At 72.3% G+C, this 19,461-nt stretch carries 17 protein-coding genes; 5 read left to right on the forward strand and 12 right to left on the reverse strand.

The annotated features are described in order from the left end of the window. Positions 1 to 30: 30 nt before the first annotated feature. Entirely contained in the window at positions 31 to 750 is a 720-nt protein-coding gene (locus ACIGFK_RS05670) for a PspA/IM30 family protein (protein ID WP_376662015.1), read from the forward strand. Positions 751 to 906: 156 nt separating this feature from the next. Here ACIGFK_RS05670 and ACIGFK_RS05675 read toward each other — a convergent pair whose 3' ends face one another. The 8 genes from ACIGFK_RS05675 to ACIGFK_RS05710 all read right to left on the reverse strand — a co-directional run bounded on the left by ACIGFK_RS05675 (position 907) and on the right by ACIGFK_RS05710 (position 10,968). Next, positions 907 to 3,489, reverse strand: coding sequence for a SpoIIE family protein phosphatase (locus ACIGFK_RS05675; RefSeq protein ID WP_400050675.1), 2,583 nt, complete (start codon positions 3,487 to 3,489; stop codon positions 907 to 909). A 173-nt stretch (positions 3,490 to 3,662) separates the two neighbouring features. After that, entirely contained in the window at positions 3,663 to 4,091 is a 429-nt protein-coding gene (locus ACIGFK_RS05680; RefSeq protein ID WP_376659338.1) for an ATP-binding protein, read from the reverse strand. 240 nt (positions 4,092 to 4,331) lie between these two features. Next, positions 4,332 to 4,736 (reverse strand): (deoxy)nucleoside triphosphate pyrophosphohydrolase, encoded by a 405-nt coding sequence (locus ACIGFK_RS05685; RefSeq protein ID WP_376659336.1) that lies wholly within the window; start codon positions 4,734 to 4,736, stop codon positions 4,332 to 4,334. 42 nt (positions 4,737 to 4,778) lie between these two features. Then, on the reverse strand, positions 4,779 to 4,964 hold the full coding sequence (locus ACIGFK_RS05690; protein WP_376659335.1) for an SPOR domain-containing protein: 186 nt from the start codon (positions 4,962 to 4,964) through the stop codon (positions 4,779 to 4,781). A gap of 160 nt (positions 4,965 to 5,124) precedes the next feature. Then, positions 5,125 to 6,822 (reverse strand): purine-cytosine permease family protein, encoded by a 1,698-nt coding sequence (locus ACIGFK_RS05695; protein WP_400050678.1) that lies wholly within the window; start codon positions 6,820 to 6,822, stop codon positions 5,125 to 5,127. A gap of 331 nt (positions 6,823 to 7,153) precedes the next feature. After that, the gene (locus ACIGFK_RS05700) at positions 7,154 to 7,906 is read right to left on the reverse strand and encodes a GntR family transcriptional regulator (RefSeq protein ID WP_376659333.1); all 753 of its coding nucleotides are present in this window, start codon (positions 7,904 to 7,906) and stop codon (positions 7,154 to 7,156) included. Positions 7,907 to 8,110: 204 nt separating this feature from the next. Next, positions 8,111 to 9,271 carry a septum formation family protein gene (locus ACIGFK_RS05705; protein ID WP_400050679.1) on the reverse strand — a complete coding sequence of 387 codons (1,161 nt, stop codon included), beginning with the start codon at positions 9,269 to 9,271 and terminating at the stop codon, positions 8,111 to 8,113. Positions 9,272 to 9,390: 119 nt separating this feature from the next. After that, on the reverse strand, positions 9,391 to 10,968 hold the full coding sequence (locus tag ACIGFK_RS05710; protein ID WP_386468931.1) for a S8 family peptidase: 1,578 nt from the start codon (positions 10,966 to 10,968) through the stop codon (positions 9,391 to 9,393). A gap of 263 nt (positions 10,969 to 11,231) precedes the next feature. Here ACIGFK_RS05710 and ACIGFK_RS05715 point away from each other — a divergent pair, with 263 nt between their 5' ends. The 3 genes from ACIGFK_RS05715 (at position 11,232) to ACIGFK_RS05725 (ending at position 14,390) form a co-directional block, all read left to right on the forward strand. Beyond that, positions 11,232 to 12,344: a pyridoxal-phosphate dependent enzyme gene (locus tag ACIGFK_RS05715; RefSeq protein WP_376659330.1), complete on the forward strand. Its 1,113-nt coding sequence runs from the start codon at positions 11,232 to 11,234 to the stop codon at positions 12,342 to 12,344. Positions 12,345 to 12,609: 265 nt separating this feature from the next. Next, on the forward strand, positions 12,610 to 13,428 hold the full coding sequence (locus ACIGFK_RS05720) for an isocitrate lyase/phosphoenolpyruvate mutase family protein (RefSeq protein ID WP_400050681.1): 819 nt from the start codon (positions 12,610 to 12,612) through the stop codon (positions 13,426 to 13,428). Positions 13,429 to 13,457: 29 nt separating this feature from the next. Continuing rightward, positions 13,458 to 14,390, forward strand: a complete 933-nt coding sequence (locus ACIGFK_RS05725) for an EamA family transporter (RefSeq protein ID WP_376659328.1) — start codon at positions 13,458 to 13,460, stop codon at positions 14,388 to 14,390. Between the two features lie 110 nt (positions 14,391 to 14,500). On the opposite strand, the gene ACIGFK_RS05730 is transcribed toward ACIGFK_RS05725, so the two are convergent. The 4 genes from ACIGFK_RS05730 to ACIGFK_RS05745 all read right to left on the reverse strand — a co-directional run bounded on the left by ACIGFK_RS05730 (position 14,501) and on the right by ACIGFK_RS05745 (position 18,270). Next, a complete protein-coding gene (locus tag ACIGFK_RS05730; protein WP_376659327.1) occupies positions 14,501 to 15,292 on the reverse strand; it encodes a trypsin-like serine peptidase in 792 nt (263 codons plus the stop codon). Then, on the reverse strand, positions 15,289 to 16,380 hold the full coding sequence (locus ACIGFK_RS05735) for an alpha/beta hydrolase (protein ID WP_376659326.1): 1,092 nt from the start codon (positions 16,378 to 16,380) through the stop codon (positions 15,289 to 15,291). The genes ACIGFK_RS05730 and ACIGFK_RS05735 overlap by 4 nt, the downstream gene beginning before the upstream one ends. 177 nt (positions 16,381 to 16,557) lie before the next feature. Continuing rightward, positions 16,558 to 17,694 carry an alpha/beta hydrolase gene (locus tag ACIGFK_RS05740; RefSeq protein WP_400050683.1) on the reverse strand — a complete coding sequence of 379 codons (1,137 nt, stop codon included), beginning with the start codon at positions 17,692 to 17,694 and terminating at the stop codon, positions 16,558 to 16,560. A 138-nt stretch (positions 17,695 to 17,832) separates the two neighbouring features. Beyond that, the gene (locus tag ACIGFK_RS05745) at positions 17,833 to 18,270 is read right to left on the reverse strand and encodes a MarR family winged helix-turn-helix transcriptional regulator (protein WP_386468943.1); all 438 of its coding nucleotides are present in this window, start codon (positions 18,268 to 18,270) and stop codon (positions 17,833 to 17,835) included. Between the two features lie 87 nt (positions 18,271 to 18,357). On the opposite strand from ACIGFK_RS05745, the gene ACIGFK_RS05750 reads away from it, so the two are divergent. Further along, positions 18,358 to 19,338: an SMP-30/gluconolactonase/LRE family protein gene (locus tag ACIGFK_RS05750; RefSeq protein WP_400050685.1), complete on the forward strand. Its 981-nt coding sequence runs from the start codon at positions 18,358 to 18,360 to the stop codon at positions 19,336 to 19,338. Positions 19,339 to 19,461: the final 123 nt, after the last annotated feature.

Raw genomic sequence — 19,461 nt, forward strand, 5'->3', positions numbered from 1 at the left:
GACCGTCAGGACCCCACAGGAGAGGCCCACATGAGCAAGCAGACCATCCTCGGCCGCGTCACCCAGCTAGCCAAGGCCAACATCAACGCCCTGCTGGACCAGGCCGAGGACCCGCAGAAGATGCTGGACCAGCTGATCCGCGACTACACGAACAACATCTCGGAGGCGGAGCAGGCCGTCGCGACGACCATCGGCAACCTCCGGATGCTGGAGGCGGACCACAAGGAGGACGTCCAGGCAGCCGCCGAGTGGGGCACCAAGGCCCTCGCGGCGAGCAAGAAGGGCGACGAGCTGCGGGCCGGGGGGTCGGCGGCGGACGCCGACAAGTTCGACAACCTCGCGAAGGTGGCGCTGGGCCGCCAGATGCAGTCGGAGAAGGAGGCGAAGACGGCGGAGCCGGTGATCGCCGCCCAGACGGAGGTCGTGGACAAGCTCAAGGCGGGCCTGGACTCGATGAAGAACAAGCTGACGGAGCTCCAGGCGAAGCGGGACGAGCTGGTGGCGCGGGCCAGGACCGCGCAGGCGCAGAACACCATGATGGACGCGGTGAAGAACATCGACGTCATGGACCCGACGAGCGAGCTGTCGCGCTTCGAGGAGAAGGTACGGCGGGAGGAGGCCATGGCGATGGGCAAGCAGGAGCTGGCGGCCTCCTCCCTGGACGCGCAGTTCGAGTCCCTGGAGGACCTGGGCAAGACCTCGGAGATCGAGGCCAGGCTCGCTGCGCTCAAGCAGGGGCGGGCCGCCTGACCCTCCCGGGGGGCGGGGGTATCCGCTGCGCGGAGCGGTCCCCTACCCTCCCTTCCTCCCCCAGCTACTGCTGGGAGGTGCCCCCGGTTCCCCGGGGCTCCGCCCCGGACCCCGGTCCTCAAACGCCGGACGGGCTGAAAGTGCCCGCAGCGGTGCTCAGCCGTACATGTTCAGGAGCTGCTCCGCGGAGAGTTCCGCCACCGCCTCAGCCGTCGCCCCCGGCAGGGGGAGTTCGAACCAGACCGTCTTCCCCCGGTGGGTCCGCCGCGTGCCCCAGCCCGCCGACAGCAGGCCGACCAGCTGGAGGCCCCGGCCGCCCTCGTCGGTGTCGCGGGCCCGGCGCCGCCTCGGCTGGACCAGGTTCGCGTCCCAGACCTCGCAGACGAGGGTCCGGTCGAGGAGCAGGCGGAGTCTGATCTCTCCCTCCCCGTACCGCAGGGCGTTGGTGACGAGCTCGCTGACCAGGAGTTCGGTGGTGTCCAGCAGGCCCTCCAGGCCCCACGCCGGGAGTTTCGCGCGGGCCAGTTCCCGGGCGCGGCCCACCGAGCGGGCCTCCCTCGGCAGCTGCCAGTCGCCGACGGCGTCCACCGGCAGGCCCTGCACCCGGGCCATGAGGAGGGCGATGTCGTCCTCGCCGTGCCGGGTGTCGAGGGTGTTCAGGACGTGGTCGCAGACGTCCTCCAGCGGGCGGACCGGGTCGGCGAGGGCCTCGCGCAGGCCCCGCAGACCCTCCTCCAGCGGGTGGTCGCGGGATTCGACCAGCCCGTCGGTGTAGAGGGCGAGGAGGGCGCCCTCGGGGAGTTCGACCTCGACTTCCTCGAAGGGCTCGCCGCCCACCCCCAGCGGCATGCCCGGCGGCACCTCCAGCAGCAGCGCCGGCCTCGGTTTGCCGGCCTCGTCCGGGGGCTCCACCAGCACCGGGGGCATGTGGCCCGCGTTGGCGATGGTGCAGCGCCGGGTCACCGGGTCGTAGACGGCGTACACGCAGGTGGCGAGGTACACCTCCGAGCGGTCGGCGTCCCGCGAGTGCAGGGCCGCCCGGGAGGCCTGCTGGGAACCGCCGGGGGCGCCGAGGCCGCGTGCGATCTCGTCGAGCGCGGCCAGTACCTCCGCCGGTTCGAGGTCGAGCAGGGCGAGGGTCCGTACGGCCGTCCGCAGTTCGCCCATCGCGACGGCGGCCCGCAGGCCCCGGCCCATGACGTCGCCGACGACGAGCGCGGTGCGGTGCCCGGGCAGCTCGATGACGTCGAACCAGTCCCCTCCGACCTCGGTGGCTGCGTTGCCCGGCAGGTAGCGGCAGGCGATGTCCAGGCCGGCCGCCTCCGGGTCGCCGGGGGGCAGCAGGCTGCGCTGGAGTATCAGCGCCCGCTCGTGCTCGCGCCGGTAGAGCCGGGCGTTGTCTATGCACACGGCGGCCCGTGCGGCGAGTTCCACCGCGACCGCCCGGTCCCGTTCGCCGAAGGGTTCGCTGCCCTTCGTACGGGAGAACTGCGCGAGCCCGACCACCGTGTCGTGCGCGACCAGCGGCACGACCAGCGTGGACTGCACGAGGTCGTCCGCCCCTCCGCCCTCGATCAGCCGGGGCCGCGCGGTGCGCAGGGCGAGCGCGCCCGGCGAGGCGGCCGGGTAGCGGTGGATCTCGCCCACGGAGACCAGCGCGCCCGGTCCGGACAGCGGCGCGTCCGAGACCGCCGAGGCGAAGGCGACCCGCCGCAGCGCCGCGGACGGGGCGCGGCCCGGCCCCTGGCCGGGCAGGCTGGGCACGCCCGGGCCCTGCGGCCGGGCGGGGCGGTCGTCGTCGCCGAGCAGGAGCGCCTGGTAGAGGTCGACGGCGGCCAGGTCGCAGAAGCCGGGCACGGTGACGTCGAGGAGCTCGCGGGCGGTGGTCTCCAGGTCGAGGGAGTTCCCGATGCGGTGCCCGGCCTCGTTGAGCAGGGCGAGGTTGCGCCGCACTCCGGCGGCTTCGCGGGCCGCGAGGTGGCGGCGGGTGACGTCGGTGCCGATGCCGGCGACCCCGATGGGCCGGCCGCTGCCGCCGTGCACGCGGTAGAGGTTGATGGACCAGTGCCGGTTCTCCCGGCTGCCGGGGGCCGCACCGGTGATCCTCAGGTCGGTGACGGAGTCCCCGGTCTCCAGGACGCGGCGCAGGGCCTCGGCCATCCGGTCGGCCTCGTCCCGCGGCAGGTAGTCGTGGACGGTCCGGCCCCGGTGCTCCTCGGCCGCGCCCCCGAAGACGGTGGCGAAGCGGCGGTTGGCGCGCTGCACGGTGAGGTCCGTGCCGAAGAGGAGGAAGCCGAAGGGAGATTGGCCGAAAATTGCTTGTGAAGCTGCAAGATCGGATTCAATGCGCCGCAGGGCGCGTACGTCGACGACGACGCACAGCGCGGCCCGCTCGTCGCTTTCGGTCTGGGTCGGCATCACATAGATCTCGGCGACTCCGTGCGCGCCGCCCCCGCCCGGGATCCGGAAGGGGATCAGGCCGGTCCACTCTTTGCCGTCGAGGATTTCGGACACCCGGCGGTGGGCGTCGGCCCGGAGCTCGGGCGGCATGAAGGCGTCGACGGGGTCCCGGCCCACGGCCTGGGAGGCGGGCAGCCCGAAGAGTTCCTCGGCGCGCAGGCTCCACTGTTCGATGAGCCCGTCCGGCCCGATCGAGAACGATGCGACCTTTATGTAGTCATATATCGAGCCAGGTGGACTGCTGTGCCACAGGGCGTCGTGCCATGTCTCGCGAGGCACACTGGTCTGATGTGCCTGCGCAGGTATCTCGCTCACGCGACCGTCCCCTCCAGCTCACCGCAACCGGACCGGCCATGACCGCAGTATTCAGCACCACGGCCCTGCTCGGCACGGCGTTCACGATCACAAAAAGGTCCCGTTAGTTTCGAGCCACGTCAGGTGATCTCACCTTGTTACTCACCAGGAAGAGCCAACTCGAACCACACGGTCTTGCCCGATTTCCCGTGACGGGTCCCCCAGCGCTGTGAGGAGGCGGCGACGAGGTGCAGGCCGCGGCCCCCTTCGTCGTCGGGTTGCGCGACCCGTTCGCGGGGCGGATCCGGAAGCGGATCGGAAACCTCCACGAGCAGTGCGGGCCCGCCCGCCGGGCCGGCGGCGGCTTGATCCTGCCGTACCAGCCGGACGCCGATGGGGCCGGAGGCGTACCGCAGGGAGTTGGTGACGAGCTCGCTGACCAGCAGGACGGTCACGTCGCCGACGGATTCCAGGCCCCAGTCCCTGAGGGTGCCGCGCACGGCGTGACGGGCGGTGCGGACGGCACCTGGCTCGGCGGGGAAGGCCCATTCGGCACGCTCACCGTCTGTGTCGATCACGCCGATCACTTCCCGGGCCATCAGCGACCCCAGTCCGGTTCGTCTGTGACGAAAGAGGGACGAGATAGGGACTAATAGCGACATACCCGATATTCGAGGCGTCGTACCACCCGACCCCCGCCCACCGGCGCACTGTGGCGCAGACGGCCCAGTGCGCGAGCGTCACGCGCCCCCCGTCGGGCCCGTCGGCGGTCGCGCCGCCGGTCACGCCCGGGTCGCGCCCCCCCTCACGCCCCGGTCATGCCCCGGTCACGCCCCGCTGGCGCCCCGCAGCCGGCGGCCGGCCTCGGCGACCGCGGGCCGGTCCTGGTCGAGCCAGTCGACCGAGTCCAGTTCCTCCGGCCCGAGCCAGCGCAGTTCGTCGTGGTCCTCCAGCGGCGCCGGCACCCCGGACAGCAACCGCGCGGTCCACACGTGCAGTACGAGGCCGGGCTTCAGCGGCCACTCCCCCGGGATCCGCTCCAGCGGCTCGGTCTCCACACCGAGCTCCTCGCGCAGTTCGCGCACCAGCGCCTCGGGGACGGACTCGCCCGGCTCGGCCTTGCCGCCCGGCAGCTCCCAGCGTCCGGCGAGCTCCGGCGGCGCACTTCGGCGGGCGGCCAGCAGGCGCCCCTCATGACAAAGGGCTCCGCCCACGACCACTCGTACAGTCATGGGCGGAGCCTATGCCGACACCGGAGGTTCCGGTGCTCGTGCTCAGTTCGTCGTGGCGGTCTGGCCGACCCGCTCGACCCAGTAGAGCTGCTTGTGTCCTCGGTCGTCGAGACTGTCGGCGACCTTCTGGGCCTCGGCCCGGGTGGGATACCGGCCCACCCGGTAGCGGTTGCCGTTGTCGTCCTGACGTATGACCAGCCACGGGAGCAGGGCACCGCTGTCGTTCATCGCGTTTCACCCTCCGCCGACGTATCTGCCCGGGAAACCGCATTGCGCATATGCCCGAGCTTACGCCCGACCTTTACTGAGCGGATACGGTTTTTCACGAAGAGGTACCTCGCGGGCGTACTCATCCGGCCATGTGTACGAGAGGGCCGTGCGCGCCGGTTCAGACGGGGCGTGCGGAGCGCACGGAGGGCATCGGCAGCACCACGGCGCCGCCCCCCGCCCCCGCCTTGCGGCAGACGTCCCCGCAGGTCGCGTCGAGGGAGCAGCAGAGGGAGCAGATCGGGCCCGACTGGACGGGGCAGTCCGCGATGTCGGGGAGTTCGTACGCCGTCTCGCAGACGGCGCACTCGTGGGTGGCGGTGACGTCGCCGGCCTCGGCGTCCGGCCCGTTCACGGTGTTCGGCCGGGCCAGGTAGTACTTCCCCCTGGTCAGCCAGGCGATCAACGGGCACAGCAGCAGGGCCAGGCCGGCCGCGATGAAGGTGGAGAAGGCCTCGGCGTAGGTGCCGAACAGTCCGAAGAACGCGAGGATCGAGACGGTGGAGGCGATCACCATCGCGCCGAAACCCGCCGGGTTGACGGCGTACAGGTACGCACGCTTGAACTCGATGTACGGCGGGCTGAGTCCGAGCCTCTTGTTGATGACGAGGTCGGCGGCCACCGCGGCGATCCAGGCGATGCCCACGTTGGAGTAGAAGCCCAGGAGCTTGCCGAGCATCGCGAACATGTTCAGCTCCATCAGCGTCAGCGCGATGCCGAGGTTGAGGAAGATGTACCAGACCCGCCCCGGGTGGCGGTGGGTGACGCGGGAGAAGAAGTTCGACCAGGACAGCGAGCCGCTGTAGGCGTTCGTGACGTTGATCTTGATCTGCGAGACGATCACGAAGAGCGCGGCGGCGGGCAGCGCGAGGCCGCCGAGCCAGGGGCGCAGGGCCTCGATCTGCGGGGCGATCGGCTCCAGGGCGTGCGCCCGGCCCACCGCTTCGAGGGCCACGAAGGCGAGGAACGCGCCGCCGAGCTGCTTGGCCGCACCGATGATCACCCATCCGGGGCCGGCGGCGAGCACGGCGAGGTTCCACCGGCGGCTGTTGGCGGGGGTCTTGGCGGGCATGAACCGCAGGTAGTCGGCCTGCTCCCCGATCTGCGCGATGAGGGAGAGCGCGATGCCGGTCCCGAAACCGAAGCCGATCCAGGAGAACCCGGACCCGGCGCCCTCCGTCCCTCCGAAGTCGGCGAAGGCGCCCCATGCTTCCGGCGCGTGGAAGGCGAGCACCACGAAGGGCAGCACGAGGCCGATCAGCCAGACCGGCTGGGTCCAGGCCTGCACCTTGGCGAGCGCGCCCATGCCCCGGAACACGATGGGGATCACCACGAGGGTGGTGAGGAGGTAGCCGGCCTCCAGCGGCAGGCCGACCGCCTGGTGCATGGCCTGGGCCATGATCGAGCCTTCGAGGGCGAAGAAGATGAAGGTGAACGAGGCGTAGATGAGCGAGGTCAGGGTGGACCCGAAGTACCCGAATCCGGCGCCGCGGGTGACGAGGTCCATGTCCAGGCCGTACGTGGCGCACGCGCGGGCGATCGGGATGCCGGTCAGGAAGATGACCAGGGCGGCGGCCAGGATCGCGGCGGCGCCGCTGGTGAACCCGTAGGCGAAGACGATGGACGCGCCGATGGCGAAGTCGGCGAGGTAGGCGATCCCGCCGAGGGCCGTGCCGGCGACGGTGCCGGGGCCCCAGCGGCGGAAGGAGTGGGGCGCGTATCTGAGGGAGTAGTCCTCACGGCTCTCGTCGGCGGCGAGCTTCGCGTAGCTGCGGGTCGCTTTCGCGGGGGCGGGGGTGCTGGTGGCGGTGTCCGTCATACCGCCGGAAGGTAGGCCGCGCATGTGACGGCCCGTCACCCTTGGCCGTTACCTGCGGGTTACACCCACCGGACCCCCTGTCCGCTGTCCGGTGCGGCGCCATTGTCGGGGGCCGGCCCCCGAACCCCCGCTCCTCACACGCCGGAGGGGCTGGATCGTGGCCGGCGTAAGCCTGCACGTGCGAGCCGCCCGCAGGGGCGAGGCCCCGGCAGCGGCGCCGCACCTACGGGAAGACGGGGGCACATCCAGCCCCTCCGGCGTGTGAGGAGCGGGGTCCGGGGCGGAGCCCCGGCGGCGCCGCGTCCTCAAGCGCACCCGCGCACCGCAGCGGTCAGCGGACCGGCAGGTGGTACGACAGGCGGTACCGGTCCGCCGGGACGACCACGTCCGCCGTCTCCACCGCGCGCCCCGACGCGTAGTACGTGCGGCTGATCACCAGCACCACGTGCCCCGGGACTCCCCCCAGCAGCTGGATCTCCTCGGCCAGGCCCGGCCGCGCGCCGACCTCCTCGACCACGTTGTCCACGACGACGTCGATCGCGGCCATCCGGTCCACCACCCCCGAGCCGCCCAGCGGGCCCTCCTCGGGCAGCATCACCGGGGTCCGGCCGGTCACGGCGAGCGGCTCCCAGGAGGTGGACAGCATCATCGCCTCCCCCGCGTCGCGGAAGACGTACCGCGTCCGCATGACCCGCTCGCCCGGCTCGATGCCCAGGCGCTTCGCGATCTCCGTCGGCGCGCCCGTCTGCTCGCTGTTCGACTCCCACGTGCCCCGCGCGCCCGCGTCCGCCTGCTCCTGGCGGAACGGTGTCGACGCGCCGCCCGTGCGGTAGCCGGAGCGGGCGACCCGCCGCGGGACCGGCTGTTCCCGTACGTACGTACCGGACCCGGACCGGCCCTCGACCAGGCCCTCCGCCATGAGGACCTTGCGCGCCTCCAGCGCCACGGTGTCGGAGACCCCGTACTCCTCGCGGATGCGGGCCTGCGAGGGGAGCCGGGCGTGCGGGGGCAGGGAACCGTCGACGATCTTCTGTCGCAGATCCCCGGCCACGCGCAGATAGGCCGGCTGCTCACCGAAAGTCACTGGCCACTCCCATCAGGTTGACAGACAGCCACACCCTGGCAACCGACGGTTGAAAACCGCAAGCAAGGGCCAGAGTTTCACTCGAAGTGATGAAGCCTGGTCACCCAAACCCGTTACCGCGCGTTACCGGAGAAGGCCTCGCGCGGCTCGACCGGCCCCCCGCCCAGCCCCGACCAGCGCCGGCCCGCACCCGGCCCGCACCGCTCATGCCGACTCGCGCGACGGCCCCCGGCCCGAGTCCGGCTCCGAGTCGTCCGGGTGCTCCTCCAGCCACGGCGGGATCCGCGTGGACAGCCCGTACGCCCCGCGCAGCGCCTGCTCCGTCTCGGGCAGCATCGCCCCCATCGCCCGGTCCCACTGCTTGCCGAAGTCCGAAGCCGTCTTCGCCTGCGCGGCGCGCTGCCACAGGGCGCGGGCCGCCTCGATCTCGCCGAGCTGCGCCCGGGCGGCCTTCTCCATCCCCGGCAGGGCCGTGTGGCCGTTCACCACCCTGGCCTCCTCGCCCAGCGCCGCGGACACATCCCGCGCCCACGCCTGGTGCTCGGCAAGGGCCTCGTCGGGCTCCTTCGCCGGGGGCCGGCTCATGACGAACTCGGCGGTGTTCGCCGCCCGCAGGAAGGCCGCCTGTTCGGGCTTCAGCGATCCGGCGTCCTGGCGCAGGCTGCCTCGCTGGTCCTCGTCCGTCGTCCCGATCACGCACAGCAGGCGCCGGTCCCCCTGGCTCCAGGACTCGCGCGAGGGCGCGAAGTAGAACATCTCCGCGAAGGGGGGCAGGGCCCAGGTGTCCATCGCGTACGCGTCCTGCGCCTTCCAGCACTCGTCCTCGAAGACCCGCTCCGCCTCGGCCGACTCGACGGGCGCCTTCGGGTCCGTCAGCTTCGCCGCCGTCACCTCGCCGTCGTGCACCTGCTCGCAGTCGATCTTGTACATCAGGGGTTGCTCGTCCATCAGGTCACCGCGCGGGACGTTGAAGCAGTCCCCCGCCACCAGGCGGTCGATGTCGGCGAGGTCGCCCTCCACGTCGGTGAGCTCGTTCACCGACTCCAGCCGGTGGCGGACCGCCGTCGCGACCCGGTCCGCGGAGAGGGCCACGACACCCGTCATGAGCACCGACACCACCAGGCCGACGATCGCCAGGGCCTTGCCCGTCCCGCCCTTCTTCGCGATCTGCACGAGGGCCACGACGCCGAAGACGATGCCGAGCGGCGGCAGGCACAGCAGGCCGACGAGGAGTGAGGCCAGCGCGAATCCGTTGAGCCCCGGCGGCTGCTGCCCGTACCCGGGCGGCGGGCCCCACCCGGGCTGCGGGGAGGGCGGGGCCCAGGGGTGGCCCGGTCCGGGGGGCGGTATCGGCGGGGTGCTCACAGGGGCGGACTCCATCACGGGGCGCGAACGGACGCGCGAATAGTACGCAGCGGGGGCGACCGCCTCTCCGGTCGCCCCCGCCCTGCTCACCGCTCACGCACCTGCGGTGCCCCGGTTCCTCAGAACTGGAGCGCCCAGGAGTCGATCTTCCCGGTGTCGATGTTCGCGTTGTCGTTCACGCGGAGCTTCCAGACACCGTTGGCGACCTCCGCCGAGGCGTTCACGGTGAAGGTCTTGATGATGTTGTCCGCGCTGCCGCCGGCCCGGTTGTGCAGGGTGTAGACGGTGCCGTCGGGGGCGACCAGGTCGACCTTCAGGTCGCCGATGTAGGTGTGCTTGATGTCCACCGGAACGCTCAGCGTCGCCGGGGCGTTGCCGGAGACCCCGCTGACGGTGATCGGCGATTCGACGGTGGCGTTGTCGTTGATCGCGTAGTCGGCGGTGTTCTCGAACTTCGGGCCGGGCGGGACGGTGCCGCCGGCGCCGACGTAGAGCAGCCGGTTCGGGGAGCCCGTTCCGGGGCCGGTCACCACGTTCGGGGTGGCCGCGTTCACCAGGCCGTCGCGGACCTGGGCCGGGGTGCTCGCCGGGTTCTGCGAGAGGTAGAGCGCGGCCGCGCCCACGACGTGCGGCGTGGCCATCGAGGTGCCGGAGATGGTGTTGGTGGCGGTGTCCCCGGTGCCCCACGAGGAGGTGATGGAGGAGCCCGGCGCGAAGATGTCCAGGATGCTGCCGTAGTTGGAGTAGCTGGCCTTCGCGTCGGTGCTGGTGGTCGCGCCGACCGTGATGGCCTCGGCGACGCGCGCCGGGGACTTGGTGGAGGCGTCCGTGGACTCGTTGCCCGCCGCGACGCCGTAGGTGATGCCGGAGGCGATGGAGTTGCGCACGGCGGTGTCGAGCGCGGAGTCGGCGCCGCCGCCGAGCGACATGTTCGCCACGGCCGGCTTGACGGCGTTGCGCGTCACCCAGTCGATGCCGGCGACGACCTGGGCGGTGGTGCCGGAGCCGTTGTTGTCGAGGACGCGGACGCCGACGATCTTGGCCTTCTTCGCCACGCCGTACGAGTTGCCCGCGACGGTGCCGGCGACGTGCGTGCCGTGGCCGTGGCCGTCCTGCGCGGTGTTGTCGTTGTCGATGGCGTCGTAGCCGTAGGAGGCGCGGCCGCCGAGGTCCTGGTGGGTGATGCGGACGCCGGTGTCGATGATGTACGCGGTGACGCCCTCGCCGGCCTTGTCCGGGTAGGTGTAGCTCTGGTTCAGCGGGAGCGCGCGCTGGTCGATGCGGTCCAGGCCCCAGGACGGCGGGCTGGGCTGCGTGCCCTCGGCGCCGTCGATGGTGAAGACCCGGTTCTGCACGACCGACTTGACCGCCGGGTCCGCGGCGAGCTTCCTGGCCTGGGTCTCGGAGACCTCGACGGAGTAGCCGTTGAGGGCGGCGCTGTAGGTCCGGTCGATCCTCGCCCCGTACCGCTTGGCGACGGCCTTGCCGCTGTCGGCGGTCGAGCGGGCGGCGGAGTCCTTCAGGGTCACGATGTAGCTGCCGGAGACGGATCCGGGGGCGCCCGCGTTCTCGATGGCGCCGAGCGCGCCGCCGTCTGCGGCCGAGGCGGGTAACGCGGCGGCGGCGCCGAGCGCGAGGGCCGCGACGGCGGTCACGCTGAGGCCGGCGAGCTTCCGGCGGGTGTGACGCACGGACATTGAGGGTCCTCCTCGTCGGTGGTGCGTTGCGGGGGGTGGGCGCACAGCCGTCGGAGCACGCGAGGCGCCGCGCGGAACCCGTGCGGAGCGGACGCGAGCGCAGCGCAAGAACACCTGTTTAGCCATGCTCATGACAAAGCATTCGGCCCAACGGGCTGTTGCCACCGAAAGGTTGACCCACGTCCGCAGCACCCACAAGAGGACTGCGGAGACGTAACATCCGTGCCATACGACTGCCATGAACGAGCAAAGGCGCTCCGCACATGACGCACGCACTGCCCGGTTATGTCTGCCCCGAGGACGGCACGCGCGCCGATGCCCGGACGGCGCCCTGGTGCTGTCCGGCCTGCGACGGCCCGTGGGACCTCGACTTCGCACCGGATCCGGCCAGCCCGCTGGAGCCGGCCGCCGGACCGAACTCGCTGTGGCGGTACGGGCCCGTACTGCCGCTGCCGGGAGCGTTCTCCGTCTCGCTGGCGGAGGGACACACTCCACTGGTCCCGCTGGCGGAACGGGTTCACGCCAAACTCGACTTCCTGATGCCGACCCTGTCCTTCAAGGACCGGGGTGCGGTGATGCTCGCGGAACTGGCCAGGCGGCTGTCCCCGGACCGGGTCGTGGCGGACAGCAGCGGCAACGCGGGGACGTCGGTGGCGGCGTACTGCGCGCGGGCCGGACTGGATTGTGAAGTTTTCGTGCCCGAGGGCACCTCGGAGAAGAAGACCGAGCAGATGCGGGCGCACGGGGCCGCCGTACGGGTGGTCCCGGGCGGCCGGGAGGCCGCGGCGGTGGCGGCGCGGTCCGCCGCGGACGAGGCGGGCGTGTTCTACGCGAGCCACGTCTTCAACCCGTACTTCCTGCACGGCACGAAGACGTACGTGTACGAGATCTGGGAGGAGCTCGGCGGCCGCCTCCCGGACGCGCTGGTCGTCCCCGTCGGCAACGGCACCCTCCTGCTGGGGGCCGCGCTGGCGGTGGAGGAGCTGGCGGAACGCGGGGTGCGGCCGCCGGCGCTGATCGCGGTCCAGTCGGCGGCGGTGGCCCCGCTGGCGGCCGCCTTCGCGGCGGGCACGGAGGACGCGGCGCCGGTGCCGCAGCTCCCGACCCTGGCGGAGGGGATCGCGATCCCCGCCCCGCCGCGGGCCCGGCAGATCCTGGCGGCGGTCCGCAAGTCCGGGGGCACCTTCCTGACGGTCCCGGACGACAGGCTCCGCGAGGCCCAGCGGGACCTGGCGCGGCGCGGGCTGTTCGTGGAACCGACGGCCGCGGCGTGCTGGGCGGCCGTGGGGCCGGGCGCCCCGGGCGACCCCCTCGCCGGCCGCACGGCGATCGTCCCCCTGTGCGGCGCGGGCACCAAAACGGGCCTCGCCGGGTAGCCCCCGGCCGCCGCTCTTCCCCGTACCGGGCCGCGCACCCCCACCCGGGCCCGGGCCGCCGCCCCTCCCGGCGCCGGGCCGCGCACCCCGCCGGGGCAATTCCAGCCCCTCCGGCGATTGAGGAGCGGGGTCCGGGGCAGAGCCCCGGCAGCGGCGCCGCACACGGCACCCGGAACAACCCCGCCGGGGCAAAGGGCATGGGGCCGGGGACGTACGTGTCGGAAATCCGCGAGCCTCCCGCCGCCCCGCGTGATGAGGTGGCGGCATGACCACCAACCCCGAACTCACCGCCAAGGCAACCGCGTTCGCGGCAATGCACACCCCCGCCTCCCCCCTCGCCCTCGCCAACGCCTGGGACGTCGCCTCCGCCCGCGTCGTCGAGGCCGCCGGCGCGCCCGCCGTCGCCACCACCAGCGCCGGCGTCGCCTGGTCCCTCGGTTCCCCCGACGGTGACGCCCTGGCCCGCGACCGGGCCCTCGACCTCGTCGCCCGCGTGGCGGCCGCCGTCTCCGTGCCCGTCACCGCCGACGTCGAGGGCGGCTTCGGCGCCGACCCCGACGGCGTCGCCGAGACCGTCGCCGGGGTCCTGGCCTCCGGGGCGGTGGGCATCAACATCGAGGACGGCCACCGCGCCCCCGCCGAGCACGCGGAGCGCCTGGCCGCGGCCCGCGCCGCCGCCGAGGCCGCCGGGGTCCCGCTCTACGTCAACGCCCGCATCGACACGTACCTCTTCGGCCTCGGCGACCCGGCGACCCGTCTCGACGAGACCCTGGCCCGCGCCGCCGCCTACCTCCGCGCGGGAGCCACCGGCATCTTCGTGCCCGGCGTCACCGACCCGGCCACCGTCGCCGAGCTCGCCAAGGGCATCGACGCCCCGCTGAACGTGCTCGCCGGCCCCGGCGCCCCGGGCGTCGCCGAGTTCGGCGCCCTCGGCGTCTCCCGGGTGAGCCTCGGTTCCTGGGTCGCGGAAGCCGCGTACGCCGTGGTCCGGCGGACCACCGAGGAGCTGCTCTCCGGCGGCACCTACGAGGCCCTCGCGCAGGCACTGCCGTACGGCGAGCTGAACGCCCTCCTCAAGGGCTGAGCACGGTCCGACGACCATAGGATCCGGTCATGCGCACATCAGCTCCGGTGAAGGAGAGCCGGCCGGCCAGGACCACGGCTCCGGCCGCGGCCGTCTGGACCGCCCTCGTCCTCGTCTACGTGGTGTGGGGTTCGACCTACCTCGGCATCCGGATCGTCGTCGAGACCATGCCGCCCTTCCTCTCGGCCGGAGCCCGCTTCATCACCGCGGGCCTGCTCCTGGCCGCGGGCGTGGCCTGGCGGTACGGCCCCGCCGCCCTGAAGGCCACCCGGGCCCAGGTCGGCTCGGCGGTCCTGGTGGGCCTGCTGCTGATCCTCGGCGGGAACGGCCTGGTCGTGCTCGCCGAGACCTCCGTGCCCTCCGGGCTGGCCGCCCTGCTGGTCGCGGCGGTGCCGATGTGGGTGGTGCTGCTGCGGGCGGGCACCGGAGACCGCCCGCCGCTGCGCACCCTGGGCGGCGTCCTGGTGGGGCTGGCCGGGCTCGCGGTGCTGACCAGCCCGGGGCTCAGCGGGGCCGTGCGGCTGTCCGGGGTGCTGATGGTGGTGGCGGGTTCGGTGCTGTGGTCGCTGGGCTCGTTCTCGGCGTCGAAGCTGCCCCTGCCGGGCAATCCCTTCACGGGCAGCGCGTACCAGATGCTCGCGGGCGGGACGGCGGGCGTGGTCGTCGGCCTGCTGCGCGGCGAGCACCACGGTCTGGATCCGGCGTCGTACTCCACCGCGTCCTGGCTGGCCCTCGGCTACCTGGTCGTCTTCGGCTCGCTCGTCGGCTTCACGGCGTACGTGTGGCTGCTGCAGGCCGCGCCGCTGTCGCTCGTGTCCACGTACGCGTACGTCAATCCGGTGGTCGCCGTCCTGCTCGGCCGGCTGATCCTCGACGAGGCCCTGACCTGGCCGATCGTGCTGGGCGGCGCGGTCGTCGTGGCGGCGGTGGGCGTGATCGTCGGTACGGAGCGCAGGAAGTAGCCCACGGGGCGGACCCGGCTCGGCCCGCGCCCGGTCCAGCCCCGCGCCCGGTCCGGCCCCTCGTCGGCCCGGCCCCTGGTCGGCCCGCCCCGGCCCGGACCCGCCCCGGCTCAGCCCCGCGCGGCCCGCTCGTACAGGGCCTTGGCGCGCTCGTCGAAGAGTGCGGCCGTGGAGTCCACGTCCGTGTCCCCGCCGCTGAGCACTCCGATCAGCCGGCCGGGGCGGCCCGGACCGCCGCGGTCGGCGATCCAGGGGCTGCCGCTGGTGCCCGTCCAGAAGCCCGCGCAGCTCATGTACAGCATGTCGGGGTCGTTGTCGTCGTGCCGGGTCTGCGTCGTGCAGGAGACGGGCTTGTTCTTCGGGTTGTGCTCGGACTCCGGGTAGCCGACGACGGTCACCTCGCGGTCGTACCCGGAGGTCCATTCGGGTTTCGGAGCCTCCGCCGCCCCGCCGACGGCCTGCTGCACGCTGCGCCCGTCCTCGTCCGGCGCGAGGGTGAGGAAGGCGAAGTCGGCGGTCTCCTCGCCCCACTTCGTCCAGCGGTCGTCGACGTGGATCGAGCGGACCTTCCACACCCCCAGGGGATGGGTGCCGGCGCCCTCGCCGGAGAAGGCGGGGGCGAAGGCGAGCTCGCCGATGGCCAGGCCGTCGTGGGCGACCTCGCCCGGATGCCCGGCCTCGCCCGCCGGGGCCACGCAGTGCGCGGCGGTCGCGACGACGTTGCCCTTCGGGCTGTCGACGACGCTCGCCGTGCACCAGTGCTCGCCGCCCGCCATGAGCACGCCGACGGTGGGGAAGGGGAGCACCGGATGCTCTCCGGGCGACTTCAGGAAGGCGACGGCGCACAACGCCGCGATGCCCGCCACGGCAGCCGCCGAGGCCCCCCTCACCACGCTGTTCATCGCACGGCGGGGTCGGGGGTCGGCGCCGACATCACCTTGCTGATCCACTGCAGCGCGCCCTCCCTCATGCCGCGTACGTACGACTTCCCGTTGTGCTCACCATCCTGGATCACCTGCAGCTTGGTGTGCACGGGACCCTTGCCGTAGTCCTGCATGAACTTCTCGGCCTTTTCGCGGCCGGTCTCCGCGGTGCCGATCTGGAAGTTGATGTAGACGTCCGGGCCGCCCGCGTTGATCAGCTTCTCGGCGAGCTTCTCCGGGTTGTCCTGGTCCATGGCCTGCGTGTTCCCGTTCCACAGCGGGGAGTCGGGGACGATGTCGACCCCGCTCGCGATGGCCGCCTTGAAGCGGTCGGGGTACTTCAGGAGGTGCTTGAACGCGCCGAACCCGCCGGCCGAGGAGCCCATGAAGGCCCAGCCGTCGCGGGAGGTGAAGGTCCGGAAATTGGCCTTCGTGAAATCCGGGACGTCTTCGACCATCCAGGTGCCCATCTTGGGCTGGCCGGGGATGTCGGAGGCGTCGAAGTGGTGCTTGGTGTCGGCGTTGTGCACCGGCATGATCAGGATGAAGGGCAGGCTGGTGCCGGCCTTCGCCCCGTCGCTGACGGCCTTCTGCAGGCCGAGGCCGGGGCCGGTGCCCCAGTAGTTCGTGGGGTAGCCGCGGCCCCCGGGCAGGGAGATCAGCACCGGGAAGGCGCTCTTGGCGTACCTCGGCTCGTCGTACTCCTTCGGCACCCACACCCACACGTCCCCCGTGAATCCGGACTTCGCCCCGGTGAGGGTGGTCTTCGCGATCTGGGTGCCGTCCGGCAGCCTGCTGGTGCGGGTGAACTGGGCCTTCGGCCCGGTCGGCATGCGCACCCCCGGCGGCGCCTCGGACACCGCGGCGGCGGTGGAGGTCTTCTGCACCTTCCCGAAGGACACCGGTTCCCCTATGTCCGAGAAGAGGCCGTACTTGTACGCCGCCGCTCCGCCGCCGGCGGCCAGGACGAATGCGAGCCCGCCTCCGATCAGAAGCAGGCGCAGGCGCTTGGGGCGACGGCCGCCCTTGGTCGTGGGGCTGCCGTCGCCTTGCTGGTCATACTGCACGGAATTTGTCCCGTTCCCTCTCCGGCGCTCACCTCGGAGCGCGGGTCGGACCGTTCGGTCCCCCTTACACCCCTGTCAGAGGTATGAACGACGGGACGGGTTGCCTGGGACGGGCGTGAGGTGTCGAGCACCACCCGGTGGAGGGCGGGTGTTCGACCGGGCCGGCCGGCGGGCCGGTCAGCCCGCCTCGGGCTTGGGGCCCTTCAGCACCTTGCTGACCCACTCCAGGGAGCCTTCCTTCATGCCCCGGACGTAGTGCCAGCCGTTGTGCTCGCCGTTCTGGATGTCGCGGATGGTCGTCTTGACCGGGCCCTTGCCGTAGGTCTGCACGAACTTCGTCATCCGCTCCTTCCCGCTCTCCTTCGTGCCGATCTGGAAGTTGATGTAGACCTCGGGCCCGTTGGTGTCGATCAGCTTCTTGGCGAGGGTCTCGGGGTTGTTCGCGTCCATCTCCGCCTGGTGGCCCTTCCACAGCGGGGAGTCCGGGACGATCTCGCCGCCGCTGGCGATCACGGCCTTGAACTTGTCCGGGTGCTGGAGGAGCGTCTTCATGCCCACGAAGGCGCCGGAGGAGGAGCCCATGAAGGCCCAGCCGTCGCGGGACTTGTACGTACGGAAGTTGGCGCGGGTGAAGTCCGGGACGTCCTCGGCGATCCAGGTGCCCATCTTGGGCTGGCCGGGGATGTCGGCGCCGTCGTAGTAGTACTTGTTGTCCGGGTTGAGCACCGGCATGATCACGATGAAGGGCAGGCTGGTGCCCGCCTGGACGCCCTCGGTGATGGCCTTCTGGAGGCCGAGGCTGCGGTCGGCCCAGTAGTTGTTGGGGAAGCCGTTGCCGCCGGGGAGCGCGATGAGCACCGGGAAGGCACTCTTGGCGTACTTCGGGTCGTCGTACTCCTTGGGCGCCCAGACCCACACGTCGCCCTCGAAGCCGGACTTCGCGCCCGCGAGGCGGGCCTTGGCGATGATCGTGCCGTCGTCGAGCTTGGCGGTCTGCTTGAAGTCGGACTTCGGGCCGCTCGGCATCTGCACGTCGGGGTCGCCGGTGGGCGTGGGCGAGGCCGACGGTGCGCCCGGGGTCTCCTTCTCCGGCCCGGCCGGGGGCGGGGTCGGCTTGCCGAAGGTCACCGCTTCGCCGTTGCCGGAGAACCAGTCGAGCTTCCAGGCCGCGAAGCCACCGCCGCCGAGGAGGAGGGCGACGGCGACGACCGCGGCGATCCATATTCGGCGCCGGGAGCGCCGGGGCTGCGGCGGGTACTGCTGCTCGGGCTCGTAGGGCCGGGGCGGGGCCGGGGGCTGCGGGTGCTGGTGCACGTACTTCGCTCCGAACGGTTGTGGCTGCCCCCACGGGCAGAAGGACTGGCTTCTTTTCCTGATGCGCGAATGCCCCGTGCAGTTCCAAATCCCGGCAAAAACATGGCGGGAATCTTGAGTGAACGTCAGGGTCGGCCGTCAGCGCTGCTCGTCGAGGACCTCGGCGCACCGGCCCAGCAGCGCGATGAGCTGCTCCCTCTCCTCCGCACTGAAGGCCGCGGCGAGCGCCCGCTCCACGCGCACCGCGCCGGAGTCCGCCTGCTCCATGACGGCGCGGCCCTCCTGGGTGAGCCGGGTCTCCAGGACGTTCCGGTGGAGCTCGTGCGGGGTCCGCTCGATGAGCCCGCGCTCCTGGAGGTTCTTCAGGACGGTGTTCATGGTCGGCGGCGTCACCCCGCACAGCCGGGCGAGCGCGGCGGCGGAGACACCGGGCTTCTCGGCCAGCCAGAGCAGCGCGGCGTACTGCGGAACCGTTACTGCGGCCGGCTTGACCGCGACGTTCTTCGCCGCGAGGAGCGCCTGCTCGGCGCGCTTGATGTGCGCGCCGATGCGCTCGTCGGGGGCCATGGAGGTCATTCCCGCATCCTACGGCCCTTGCATGCATTAGAGCTCTAACATAGATTCGCCTGCACCTGCCAAGTAGAGGACACCTGGGGATACGTGATGAAACTCCTGCCCGTCGCCACGCTGACCACCGCCCTGGCCCTGGCCTGCCTGGGAGCGGCCCCGGCATCGGCGGCGTCGGCCGCGGCCGACGCCCGGATATCCACCGCCTTCTCCATACCCGGCGCGAAGGTCTACCCCGAGGGCATCGCCACCGACGCCCGTACGCACACCGTCTACGTGGGCTCGTACGCGGACGGCACGGTCTACCGGGCCCGGCCCGGCCGCACCCAGGCGGAGGTGTTCCTGCCCTCCGGGACCGACGGGCGCCGCACGGCGAACGGCCTGCGGGTCGATGCCCGGGGCCGGCTCTGGGTCACCGACTCCACCGTCGGCGTCTCGGTCTACGACACCGCGACCGGCTCCCGGCTGGCCCACTTCGAGGTGCAGGGCAGCGGCCCGCGCTTCGTCAACGACCTGACGATCGCCCCGGACGGCACCGCGTACCTCACCGACAGCGTCCGCGGGGTGATCTACCGCGTGACCCCGCAGCAGCTGGCCGACGGCAGCGGCCCCCTCACCGAGGCGTACGACCTCTCCCCGGCCCTGCGCCCCCGCCCTGCGGGCGGCTTCAGCCTCAACGGCATCGTCTCGGACCGCGCCGGGCGCTACCTCCTGGCCGTGGACATGCCGGAGGGTGACCTGTACCGCGTCGACCTCGCCACCGGGGCCGTGCGCCGCGTCGACCTGGGCGGCCGGGACATGAAGGCCGCCGACGGCCTCGACCTGTCCCCCGGCGGCACCCTGCGGGTGGCGCACAACACCACCAACACCCTGACCCGCTGGCAGCTCACCGCGGACGGCACCAGGGCGCGCCTGACCCGCACGGTCACGGACCCGTCCCTGCAGATCCCGACGACGCTGTCCCACACCCCGGGCCGCACGCTGGTGGTCCGCTCCCAGTTCGACAAGGGCGGCCCGATGACCCCGAGCACCGGCACCCCGACCACCTTCACGGTGGCCTCGGTGCGCGGGCTCTGACGGGGCTGCGCAGCACCCTCCGCTTGATGTCGGCGGGTCCGGGCTTCTGGTTCTGCTCGCCGAAGGGGCGCATCCGCCGTTCGTACGCGGACAGTCCGGCGGCGTGGTCTCCGGCGGCCGCCG

Source organism: Streptomyces sp. NPDC085524, from assembly GCF_044541755.1.
In the GTDB taxonomy this organism is placed as follows: domain Bacteria; phylum Actinomycetota; class Actinomycetes; order Streptomycetales; family Streptomycetaceae; genus Streptomyces.

Bases quoted from the DNA above. Each gene is read 5' to 3' on its own strand.
- ACIGFK_RS05695 (WP_400050678.1), bottom strand. From the start codon at position 6,822: ATGACGGACACCGCCACCAGCACCCCCGCCCCCGCGAAAGCGACCCGC.
- ACIGFK_RS05745 (WP_386468943.1), bottom strand. From the start codon at position 18,270: ATGACCTCCATGGCCCCCGACGAGCGCATCGGCGCGCACATCAAGCGC.
- ACIGFK_RS05725 (WP_376659328.1), top strand. From the start codon at position 13,458: ATGCGCACATCAGCTCCGGTGAAGGAGAGCCGGCCGGCCAGGACCACG.
- ACIGFK_RS05685 (WP_376659336.1), bottom strand. From the start codon at position 4,736: ATGACTGTACGAGTGGTCGTGGGCGGAGCCCTTTGTCATGAGGGGCGC.
- ACIGFK_RS05715 (WP_376659330.1), top strand. From the start codon at position 11,232: ATGACGCACGCACTGCCCGGTTATGTCTGCCCCGAGGACGGCACGCGC.
- ACIGFK_RS05720 (WP_400050681.1), top strand. From the start codon at position 12,610: ATGACCACCAACCCCGAACTCACCGCCAAGGCAACCGCGTTCGCGGCA.
- ACIGFK_RS05710 (WP_386468931.1), bottom strand. From the start codon at position 10,968: ATGTCCGTGCGTCACACCCGCCGGAAGCTCGCCGGCCTCAGCGTGACC.
- ACIGFK_RS05730 (WP_376659327.1), bottom strand. From the start codon at position 15,292: ATGAACAGCGTGGTGAGGGGGGCCTCGGCGGCTGCCGTGGCGGGCATC.
- ACIGFK_RS05750 (WP_400050685.1), top strand. From the start codon at position 18,358: ATGAAACTCCTGCCCGTCGCCACGCTGACCACCGCCCTGGCCCTGGCC.
- ACIGFK_RS05690 (WP_376659335.1), bottom strand. From the start codon at position 4,964: ATGAACGACAGCGGTGCCCTGCTCCCGTGGCTGGTCATACGTCAGGAC.
- ACIGFK_RS05670 (WP_376662015.1), top strand. From the start codon at position 31: ATGAGCAAGCAGACCATCCTCGGCCGCGTCACCCAGCTAGCCAAGGCC.